General features: G+C 62.8%; 9 protein-coding genes. All 9 read right to left on the bottom strand.

Annotated features, from left to right (window positions below; genetic code table 11):
• Positions 1-42 precede the first annotated feature (42 nt).
• Positions 43-1260, bottom strand: coding sequence for an ROK family transcriptional regulator (locus EOA22_RS14190; RefSeq protein WP_024502254.1), 1218 nt, complete (start codon positions 1258-1260; stop codon positions 43-45).
• A gap of 170 nt (positions 1261-1430) precedes the next feature.
• The gene (locus EOA22_RS14185) at positions 1431-2444 is read right to left on the bottom strand and encodes a substrate-binding domain-containing protein (protein WP_063170467.1); all 1014 of its coding nucleotides are present in this window, start codon (positions 2442-2444) and stop codon (positions 1431-1433) included.
• Between the two features lie 44 nt (positions 2445-2488).
• A complete protein-coding gene (locus tag EOA22_RS14180) occupies positions 2489-3457 on the bottom strand; it encodes an ABC transporter permease (protein WP_032898845.1) in 969 nt (322 codons plus the stop codon).
• Between the two features lie 31 nt (positions 3458-3488).
• Positions 3489-5012, bottom strand: a complete 1524-nt coding sequence (locus tag EOA22_RS14175) for a sugar ABC transporter ATP-binding protein (protein ID WP_063170081.1) — start codon at positions 5010-5012, stop codon at positions 3489-3491.
• Positions 5013-5073: 61 nt separating this feature from the next.
• Positions 5074-5961: a sugar phosphate isomerase/epimerase family protein gene (locus tag EOA22_RS14170; protein ID WP_013530264.1), complete on the bottom strand. Its 888-nt coding sequence runs from the start codon at positions 5959-5961 to the stop codon at positions 5074-5076.
• Positions 5962-6377: 416 nt separating this feature from the next.
• Positions 6378-7007, bottom strand: coding sequence for an HAD family phosphatase (locus tag EOA22_RS14165; protein ID WP_082826650.1), 630 nt, complete (start codon positions 7005-7007; stop codon positions 6378-6380).
• Positions 7007-8527, bottom strand: a complete 1521-nt coding sequence (locus EOA22_RS14160; protein ID WP_063170083.1) for an FGGY-family carbohydrate kinase — start codon at positions 8525-8527, stop codon at positions 7007-7009. The genes EOA22_RS14165 and EOA22_RS14160 overlap by 1 nt, the downstream gene beginning before the upstream one ends.
• Before the next feature lie 163 nt (positions 8528-8690).
• Positions 8691-9491, bottom strand: coding sequence for a BtpA/SgcQ family protein (locus tag EOA22_RS14155; RefSeq protein ID WP_024502261.1), 801 nt, complete (start codon positions 9489-9491; stop codon positions 8691-8693).
• 39 nt (positions 9492-9530) lie between these two features.
• On the bottom strand, positions 9531-10086 hold a 556-nt coding region (locus EOA22_RS14150), incomplete at its 5' end, for a DeoR/GlpR family DNA-binding transcription regulator (protein WP_164755420.1).

Here is a 10086-nt window from a genome sequence, read left to right as displayed (position 1 = left end):
TTCATCAAGCGTCCATTCCTAGGTGTGGTGTCGTTTGCGGTTTCACGACGCCGAGGCGTCTGGACCGGAAACCGCGTCCTTGTTGAGCATCTGGTTGTCGAGCGACATGAAGCGCTGATGCATCATGCAAGCGGCTCCGAAGGCAGCTCCATAGATGGCGCTCTCGTTGAAAACGATCTCGGGGATAGGAAAGGTCGCGGCCTGGAGCTCGCGGATATGCGCGTCGACCCGTGCGGCGACCAATGGATACAATTCCGCGACGGACCCGCCCAGCACGATGCGGTTCGGGTCGATCAGCCGCGAGATCTGCACGACTGCAAATGCGAACAAGACAGCCCATTCTTCGGCGAGCTGCACCGCTTGAGGAACACGATCGCGGACGTCACGCAGGAACAAGTCCAAGTCGGCGTCCGGCCTGTACTGGCGATAGGATGACAGGATGCGGTCGCGCCCGAAGGCCTGCTCCAGATTCCGGTATGTCGGGTTCCGTGTCTTGAGGTGGCCGACTTCTCCGGCCAGGCCATTGCCGCCGCGGAACAACTTGCCGTCGATGACAATTCCGCCACCGACACCGTTCTCGATGACCATGAAGAAGGTGACGCCGCTCGCCGCTTCCGGCTGGCTGTATGTGATGCCGATGCCGAATGCGTTGCCGTCATTTTCCGCGGATACCGGGATCTCGGCCGGAAGAAGGCTGCGGGCAAGGCCTGTGAGATCGACATTGCGCCACCCCAGGATCGGTGCGACGTGGATGAAACCGTCCTGGTTCATTTGTCCGGGCACCGCGATGCCGATGCCCTGACATCGCGCCAGGCTATCCTTCCGCATCTCGAGAAACACCTGTTCGATCGCCATGTGGACCGCGGCCTCCGGATCGCTGTCGTGTCCTTCGAAGCGCGTCATGGCGCTGCGAACGATCTTGCCCGCGAGATCGATCTCGACGCATGTCATATGTTCGACACCGATCTCTATGCCGGCGAAGAAAACGGCTTCAGGCACGATTTCCACGAGGATACCCGGTCTTCCGGCCCTGGGCTGGCCCGCCGGATTCGCGACATCGTTCTCCGCTACTTCGCGAACGAGTCCGGCCTCGACCAACTCCAGGACGATATTGCCGGCGGACGAGCGGTTGACCCCCATATGCCTGGCGAGATCGGCCCGGCTCAAAGGGCCGAAGCGGTGGAGCGCGTTCAGCGTCGCTACCGAATTGCTCTGGCGGATCCTGCGAGGCGAGCTGCTGGCGAAGGTTACATGGTTCATGGCGGACTCCGCATGTTCGTTCCCAGCCTATACTTCACCCGAGCTTGTTTTTCCTCCGGCAACGCAAAGTCCTCAAAGAATGAACCGCCTGATGTCGGAAGCAAGCAATTCCCGCTGCGCCGGACGCGAAGGAGAATGCCGCGAGCGAGCGGCATCCTCCTGTTGGAGCGTCAATTGCCGACAAGCACCTTGTCGACATTCTCGGAGGTCACCGCCAGCCACGGCACGTAGTAATGCTGGTCCTTGCCGTCGTTCCAGGCGAGCTTGCCGCCGTTTACGTCCCAGACAGCCGCGCGCGGCTTGTAGCTGTCGCCGACGATCTTGTGCAGCGCGAGGTCGATCGCCCCTTGCGCCTGTCCGTTGGCATCCTGGAGGATGGACATCGACTGTTCGCCACGCTTGACGGCTTCAAGCGCGTCCTTGATGCCGTCCACGCCGGCGACCGGAACCGTCTTGGGATCCAGGCCGTGGTTGCGGATGCCCTCGATGGCGCCGACGGCCATCTCGTCGTTTTCGGCCAGGACGCCCTGGATCGCATCGCCATGCGAGGTCAGGAAATTCTCCATCAGCGTGATGGCCTCGGCGCGTGACCAGTTGGCGGTGTTCTGCTCCAGGATGGTCACTCCGGGATTTTCCTTCAGCACCTTCTGGATCCCTTCAAGCCGCTGTACCTGGGCCGACTGGCCCAGCATCCCTTCCAGGATCACGACCTTGGCCTGCGGGCCGGCCTTGTCGATCACCGCCTTGGCCAGCATTTCGCCGGCCTCGACATCGTTGGAATTGATGTAGGCGTCGTAGAGCGCGGTGTTGGAAACCATCGTGTTGGAGCCGAACACCGGGATGCCGGCTGCCTTCGCGCGCTCGATCGGTTCATTGCCGGCGTCGATGTCGACCGGGATGAAGATGATCGCGTCGTATTTTTCGGTGATGGCTGTGTCGAACAGGTTCGACTGCGTCAGCACGTCCTGGCGACCGTCGAGAACTGTCAGCGCGGCGGTACCGTCCGCAAGCGCGGGGTGCGCCTTGGCGGCATCGGCCCACAGAACATTGTACTCGGTGTTGAGGCTCTGGACGATCGCCGCGATCTTCAACGTCTTGGCGTCGGCCGAACTCCCCCCGAACACCATGCCTGCAAGGGCAAGGCCGGCCGCTGCTCCCATCAGGAAGCGTCTTGTCGTTTTCATGTGCATTTCCTCCATGTTGCGTGCGGCCGCGCCGCTTGCGCCTGTTACTCTCTCCCGGCTCGGGAGCGGTCGATCAGCACCGCGAGGACGATGATCGAACCCTTGATGATCTGCTGGTAGTATGAGGACACCCCCATCAGATCGAGACCGTTGCTGATCATGCCGATGATCAGCACGCCCACCAGCGTATAGCCGATGCGGCCGATACCTCCGGTGAGGCTTGTTCCGCCGATGACCACCGCCGCGATGGCATCGAGTTCGTAGCCGATGCCCGCCTGTGGCAGGGCGGACGTGGTGCGGGCCGTCAGCATGACACCCGCGAGACCGGCCAGCGCGCCCATGATGACGTAAACCGAAAAGATGATGCCGGTGGTGTTGATGCCGCTCGTCTTCGCGCTGCGCGGGTTTCCGCCCACCGCATAGACCCGTCTTCCGTAAATGGAGTAGCGCAGGACGATTGCCGCGACAGCGAAGACGACGGCGAAAATGATCACCGGTACCGGTATGCCGAGCACGAGACCCTGGCCGAGCCAGCGGAATTCGAGGCTGAGATTGGGAATCGGGCGGCCGCCGCTGTAAAGCAGCGTCGCGCCGCGCGCCACGCTCAGCATTCCGAGCGTGGCGACGAAGGCCGGCACCTTGAAGTAGGCGATCAGCCCGCCATTGACGGCGCCGCAAAGCGCGCCCACGGCGACGCCGGCCGCGACTGCTAGGAGCGGATTGAACGCATCCGCGCCGGTGACCAGGCTGGCCGCCACGGCGCCGGCCAGCGCCAGGAGCGAACCGATGGAGAGATCGATGCCGGCCGTCAGGATCACGAAGGTCATGCCGACAGCCAGCACACCGTTCATGGAGACCTGCCGCAGAACGTTCAGCAGATTGTTGGTGGACAGGAAGTTCGGCGACGCCAGCGACAACACGACGAACAGGAGGATAAACGAGATGACGATGCCATAACGGGCGATGAACTTTCCCAGGCTCATGCCGCTCATGCTTTGACTGGCGGATACCATTGGATTCTTCTCCACGAAATGGATCGTCTGGCTAGGAAGCCAGATGAACGAGGGTTTCCTGGGTGGCCTCGGGTCCGGCGACCTCGCCTGCGATGCGGCCCCGGCGAAAAACGACGATGCGATCCGCATTGGCGAGGATTTCGGGCACCTCGGACGAGATCATCAGCACGGCGTTTCCCGCCTTCACGAAATTGCCGAGGAAGGCATAGATCTCGCGCTTGGCGCCTTCGTCGACGCCGCGTGTCGGCTCGTCGCAGATCAGGATCCTGGGGTTGGTGTCGACACAGCGCGCAAGGACAACCTTCTGCTGGTTGCCGCCGCTCAGGGATTGGACGGGCAGGTCCGGCGACGCCGTCTTGATGGAGAAGCGCTTGATGTGCTCGACCACGCTCCTGCCTTCCGCCGATCCGTTCATGAAGCCCTTGCGCGCATAATGCGGCAGGTTGGCCACGGTGATGTTGTGGGCGACCGACGCGGTCAGTGACAGGCCCGTCTGCTTGCGGTCCTCCGTGACCAGCGAAATGCCGGCGCCGATGGAATCGGCGGGCGTCTTGAGATCGATGGGCTTGCCCTCGATCAGCACCTGGCCGGAATCCCGCGGCTCGTTTCCGTAGAGCGCATTCACGAACTCGCTGCGACCGGAGCCGAGAAGCCCGTATATGCCGACGATCTCTCCCGCATGAACGGTCATGTCGATGTCGGCGAACTTTCCCTTCGATGCAAAGCCGCGGGCTTCGAGCAAGGGTTTCTGCGGGCCGGTATCCTTCGGTTCGCGATGATGGTCCAACAGGTCGCGGCCGACGATCGACCGGATCAGGCCCTTGCGGTCGATTTCGGAAATCGATCCGCCGCCTACGAAACGGCCGTCGCGGAAGACCGTATAATCGTCGGCGATCTCGAAGATCTCGGTCAGGCGGTGCGAGACATAAATGATGCCTACGCCCTCCGCGGTCAGAGTGCGGATCGCGTCGAACAGCATCTGCGCCTCGCGCTCGCCAATGGCCGAGGTGGGTTCGTCCATGATCAGGATGTCGCTGCGGCGGCTGATTGCCTTGGTGATCTCGACGAGTTGGGCCTGCGCGATCGAAAGATCGCGCAACCGCGCACCAGCGGGGATGTTGAATTTCAACCGCGCCAGGATCGCCTCCGCGTCGCTTAGCATGCACTTGTCGTCGACGAAGAAGCGGCCGCGCCGCTGTTCGCGGCCGAGATAGAGGTTCTCGGCGACGGTCATGTCCAGGAACGGGCTGAGCTCCTGGGTGATGATGGCGATACCGGCATCGAGCGCCTCGGCGGGGGAGGAGAAATTCACCTCCCGGCCTTTCACCGTGACGGATCCGGCGTCGCGCCGCAGCATCCCCATCAACACGCCGAGGAAGGTGGACTTGCCGGCACCGTTGCCACCGCACAAGGCATTGACCGTCCCGGCGCGCAACCGAATCCGCCCGTCGACCAGGGCGGGAACGCCTGCAAAGCTCTTCGCGACATTTTCGGCGCTGAGGAGAAGCGGCGCGGTGGCGCCGTTCTCGTTGGTGATAGCTTCGTTCTGCGTCATCTTCCCGTCCTCCTCGGGATGAGATGGCGCGGGCGCTTGTCGGCCCGCAGCCCTTTCGTCTTCAGGCAGCCTTGTTGATCTCGGCCCGGCGCACGGCTTCTTCCCAACGGCTTTCGATGAAAGCCTTGGCATGCGCGGCGAGCGGATTGTTGTCGGTCCAGGTGTCGCGCCAGATGCCGCACACACGCGACAGGGCTTCATCGACGATGGCGCTGGAGAAGCTCTCGAAGGTGACGTCGCGATTGTGGAAGCCAATGTCCACCAGCGCGGAAAAGATGCTCGCGAAATCGATCGTACCGGTGCCGAGATAGCCGCGGTAGTTCTCGTTGAAGTGGAAATAACCGAGCTTGTCCCCAGCCAGACGGATCGCCTCGGCCTGGCTCGCCTCCTCGATGTTCATGTGGAACGTGTCGAGATGCAGGAAGACGTCGTCGCGGCCGGTGTCCTTGATGAACTTCAGGCCTTGCGCGGTCGTGTTCAAGAGGTTGGACTCGAAGCGGTTCACCACTTCCAGAACGATCTGCACGCCGCTATCCCTGGCCACCTCGGCTGTCGCGGCGATGGCGTCGGCGCTGTTCATCCAGCCGGTTCGCGTGGGCAGCCCGTCATACTTGCCGTGCATCGAATAGAGAATGCCGCCCAATCGGATGCCGCCGATGTCGCGGACCGCCTTGACCGCGTCGGACAAGAGCGCCTTTCCCTTGGTGACCACGGCCTTGTCCTCGCTCGAGACGTCCGCATCCGCCGACAGGCCCATCGTGACCACGATCTCGATGTCCAGTTCCTTGGCTTGCTTCGCCAGGCGGTCGAGGTCGAATTTCTCGGGCCGCAGATAAGCGAACTCGATCAGCCGGTAACCATGATCCGCCGACTTGGCGAGTGCCATTTCCAGGCCCTCCTGGGTCAGGCCGTTTGTCCAGACAAATGAATGGATACCAAGACGCCGCATTCAGATCCTCCGATAATCAGGTTTGCATGTTAAAGATACAAACTTGATCCTGAATGCCTAAAATTCAGCTTCGGCGCAAGAGGAATTCTGGCATTGGTCGGCGCGAGCCAATCATGCCGGATTAAAAAAATGCTGGAAAACAAATGGTTGAGAGGCATCATGGAGATGCGAGAAAATCTTCTCTGACCTATGCGAGAAACGGGATATGCAGCTTTTGACAACAAATATCCCGTCACTTGCGCAGACCGAGCGGCATGGACCGCTCGCTCGGCGAGACGCAAGGCGAATGCGGAACGAGCGGAACCCGGTCCAACGTTCGTTGGTTCCTGCCAAGGCATTCGCTTGGGACCAGCCGGCGGACGCCCGATCCTCCGGCTTGCCCAAGCGCGCACCCGGACGCGGCGACGCGCAAACCCTCAGCCGGGAAACAGGTCCAGGATCGACGACAGACGGTTGGCACTGAGATCGATGTCGCTGAGCGGGCCGCCGCTGGGGAGATAGCCAACCACGAACAGACCGGCGGCCCGTGCGGCCTTGGTGCCGGTGCGGCTGTCTTCCACAGCGACGACGGATCCCGGAGCTATGGCGAGCTGCCGGCAGGCCTCGCGATAGGGCGTTGGGTCGGGTTTGCCGACCGTAACGTCGTCGAGGCTGATTGTGAGGCTCATATGGTCGAGCACGCCGAGCGCATCCAGATTGGCATTGACGACTTGCCGGCCGGAATTTGACACGCAGACCTGCGGGACGCCGCGGTCAGCCAGGGTCCGGATCGTCTCGACCGCCTCGGGGATCGGGATGGCGTCCGCCCGGTTGGCGACGTAGTGGGCATTGATGGCGGCGAGCCACTCCGCCTGGTCAAGCCCGACTGGGAGGCGCGGACGCAGCATTGTCCAGACGTCGCCCATATGGATGCCGCGAAAGGCTTGGTCGGGCAGGTCGTCAAGATCGACGTTCCAGTTGCGGCAGCCGGCGAGGAGAGATTGATGATGCAACGGCTCGCTGTCGATCAGCGTTCCGTCGATGTCCCAGGCGACGGCGCGATACATCACGATGGCGATCCCGCTTTGGTCGCGCCAGGAGCCGATAGGCGTGTATAGAGATCGCGATAGCGGCGGTAACCGTCGCGGTAGATGTCGGCCTTTCGCGGGTCGGGATCGAGCCGGTCGGCGAAGCTGACGAAACCGGAAACGCCCGACCAGTCGTCGGTCAGGCCGGTGCCTATCGCCGCCGTCCAGGCAGCGCCGATGCAGGAGCCGGGGTGCCCGGTCAGGCGTTGGACCGGCTTTTGCAAGACATCCGCGACAATCTGCATCCAGACCTTGCTGCTTGAGCCGCCGTCGGAGGCGAGATAGCGCTCGGTCCGATGGCCCATGTCGTTGAGCACCTCGACATGATGCGCGATGGCAAAGGCATAGGCCTCGAGCAAAGCGCGCCAGACATGGCCGATATCGTGCGAAAGCGTCAGGCCGTCGATCACGCCGCGGGCCGCTGGATCATGGATCGGCGTCTTCTCGCCAAGGAAATAGGGCAGGATGATGAGGCCGTCGGCACCGGCGGGACGCTCTGCCGCCAGCGCATCGAGCCGCTGGTGTACGGAAATACCCTCGGCCTGTGCCGCGGCCATCTCGCCGCCGGCGAAATTGCGTACGAACCAGTTGAGGGCGGAGCCGCCTGTCGACATGCAGCCATTGGGCATGAACAGGCCCGGGACCAGGTGATAATCGAGATACATGCGCGGATCGGGCTTGATCTGATCGGTAGCGATCAGGATATCGACCGAGCCGCCGAATTTCAGGAGGACATCGCCCGGCTTGGCGACGCCGGCGCCAAGCGCGGAGGCGATCATGTCGGCTGCACCGCCGACGACCGGTGTTCCCGCCATCAGGCCTGTCTCATCGGCGGCCTTCGCCGAGACGGAGCCGAGGATCTCATGCGAGGCGATCTTTCGTGGCACGGCCGAGCGCGGTATGTGCGCGAGCGCCACCAGATCGTCGTCGATCCGGTGCGTCGAAACGTCGACGAAGCCGGCCTCCAGCGCCCAGTTCTGCTCGACCGCACGTTCGCCGGTGAGGCGCCAGTTGATATAATCGTAGGAGCCGAAAACGGTGGCGATGCGGCTGAACACCTCCGGCTCGTGACGCTCAATCCAGCGCAGCTTTGCGGTGACGAGCTGTTGGTTGATGCCGTTGCCGGCCTTGGCGATGAAAGCCGTCTCATCGCATTCGGTCCGCAGTTCGGCCACTTCGGCGCCACAGCGGCCGTCGCTCTGCTGGATGCTCGGCCGCAGCACTTCGCCCTTCTCGTTCAGAAGAACGACCGCCGGCAGCATGCCGGTGGTGCCGACCGCCACGATTTCCTCGGCCTTGATGCCGCTGGTCCTGAGCAACTCCTGCACGATGTCGCGGACATTGGTCCACCATTGCGCGGGATCTTCCTCGGCCCAGCCCGCATGCTCGGAATGCAGCGTGACGGGGCGCGAGGCGAGGCCCAGCACCTGATCGGGAAGCCGGATCAGGATGCCGATCGTCGAGGTGGTGCCGATATCGAGACCGAGAACGAACGCCATGTCGAATCCATTGAAATGCTGGGAAGGGCAGGCGGGCGAAACCTGTCTGCCTCGTTGTGTCGCACTGCTCGATACCAGTCGATCATTCCGGACGCCGGCCTGCAACGATCGATATGATCACCGCGAGCCGGCGCGATGGCCGGCATCGCCGTGGAAGCCGTCCTCAGCGCAAAGTGGCGACAACATCCATGAAGCGCTTGACCCGATCGCCGTCGACGGCGTTCCAGGTATTGCCACCGATCTTGAAATGGGTCCCGATCACGACGCCGCTCGCCAGCGAAAGGACGTCGCGGACATTGTCGATGTTCACGCCGGTGTTGGCGAAGACCGGCACGTCCTTGATCGTCTCGCAGACGCTGCGCAGGTGGGACTGGTCGGCCGGCTGGCCGGTGATCGGACCGGAGACGAGGATCGCGTCTGCCATCGACGAGAACACCGCGCTCTTGGCACGCAATTCAATCGGGCGCTGGTCGAGCGAGTGTGCGAACTCGGCATTGATGTTGAAGAGAAGCTTCATGTCGTCGCGACCAAGGTTGTGCCGCAGGCGCGAGGCGGCGGCGCAATCGGGCTCCCACAAGCCCATATCGGAAGCGAACAGGCCGGTGAAGATCTCGCGCACGAAACGGGCTCCGGTGGCAGCTCCGATCGCGACGCTGGCAGTCGGATCCCAGAGATAGTTGACGCCAAACGGCACTCTCAGCTCGGGCTTCACCGCCTGGACGATGGCAGTCATGGCGGCAATGCCCTCGGGCGGCGCCTTGAAGACATAGGGGCGGTCGTTCTCGTTGCCGAACATGATGGCATCGACGCCGCCGTTCTGCAGCTTGCGGATGTCGGAGAGTACGCCATCGATCAGCTTGTCGAGGCCGCCATCGGCATCATAGAGGGGCGTTCCCGGCAGGGCACCGATATGTGCCATCGAGATGACAGCCTTCTTCTTGTCGCCGAAAAATTCAAATACCATCGAGTCTTCTCCTTGGGGATAAAGTGAAAATGGCGCGCCTCAGTCGCGCGTCAGTGGCGGCGCGATGCGCAGGTCGACCTTGGCCGCGGCGAGCGCCGCGACGATCTTGGCCGGCGGCTCGGCATCGGTGATGAGGATGTCGAAGTCCGACAGTGGCGCTATCCGCACCAGCGACATGCGCAGGAATTTGGCGGAATCGCACAGGACGATCTTGGTGCCTGACCGCCTCAGATAGGCGCGCTTCATATCGGTATCATCGAAGGAATAATCGAAGAGGCCGTCCGCTGTGATACCGGAGACGCCGATCACGGCGACATCGAACCACAGCGCCTCGAACTGGGCGATGGCCGCAGGCCCGCCGGTCGACATCTCGTCGGCCCGTACGCGGCCGCCGGCAACATAGACTTCGGGCACACCGCCATTCAGCGCCGCCGCGATCCTGAGGCTGTTGGTGAACACCTTGGCGTGCGGAAGGTCCCTGAGGTGCTCGGCCATCAGATAGGTGGTGGTGCCGACATCCAAAGCGATCGTGCGGTATCCCGAAACCAGCGCGGCCGCGGCCGCGCTGGTTTCGGGATACCGCACGATCCCTTTG

Origin of the sequence: Mesorhizobium sp. M7A.F.Ca.US.014.04.1.1 (genome assembly GCF_003998745.1) — a bacterium.
Classification (GTDB): domain Bacteria; phylum Pseudomonadota; class Alphaproteobacteria; order Rhizobiales; family Rhizobiaceae; genus Mesorhizobium; species Mesorhizobium ciceri.
The sequence above is the reverse complement of the archived record's forward strand: the minus strand, read 5'-3'. Positions and strand labels throughout refer to the sequence as shown.

Bases quoted from the DNA above. Each gene is read 5' to 3' on its own strand.
- EOA22_RS14190 (WP_024502254.1), bottom strand. From the start codon at position 1,260: ATGAACCATGTAACCTTCGCCAGCAGCTCGCCTCGCAGGATCCGCCAG.
- EOA22_RS14185 (WP_063170467.1), bottom strand. From the start codon at position 2,444: ATGAAAACGACAAGACGCTTCCTGATGGGAGCAGCGGCCGGCCTTGCC.
- EOA22_RS14175 (WP_063170081.1), bottom strand. From the start codon at position 5,012: ATGACGCAGAACGAAGCTATCACCAACGAGAACGGCGCCACCGCGCCG.
- EOA22_RS14160 (WP_063170083.1), bottom strand. From the start codon at position 8,527: ATGGCGTTCGTTCTCGGTCTCGATATCGGCACCACCTCGACGATCGGC.
- EOA22_RS14165 (WP_082826650.1), bottom strand. From the start codon at position 7,007: ATGTATCGCGCCGTCGCCTGGGACATCGACGGAACGCTGATCGACAGC.
- EOA22_RS14155 (WP_024502261.1), bottom strand. From the start codon at position 9,491: ATGGTATTTGAATTTTTCGGCGACAAGAAGAAGGCTGTCATCTCGATG.
- EOA22_RS14170 (WP_013530264.1), bottom strand. From the start codon at position 5,961: ATGCGGCGTCTTGGTATCCATTCATTTGTCTGGACAAACGGCCTGACC.
- EOA22_RS14180 (WP_032898845.1), bottom strand. From the start codon at position 3,457: ATGGTATCCGCCAGTCAAAGCATGAGCGGCATGAGCCTGGGAAAGTTC.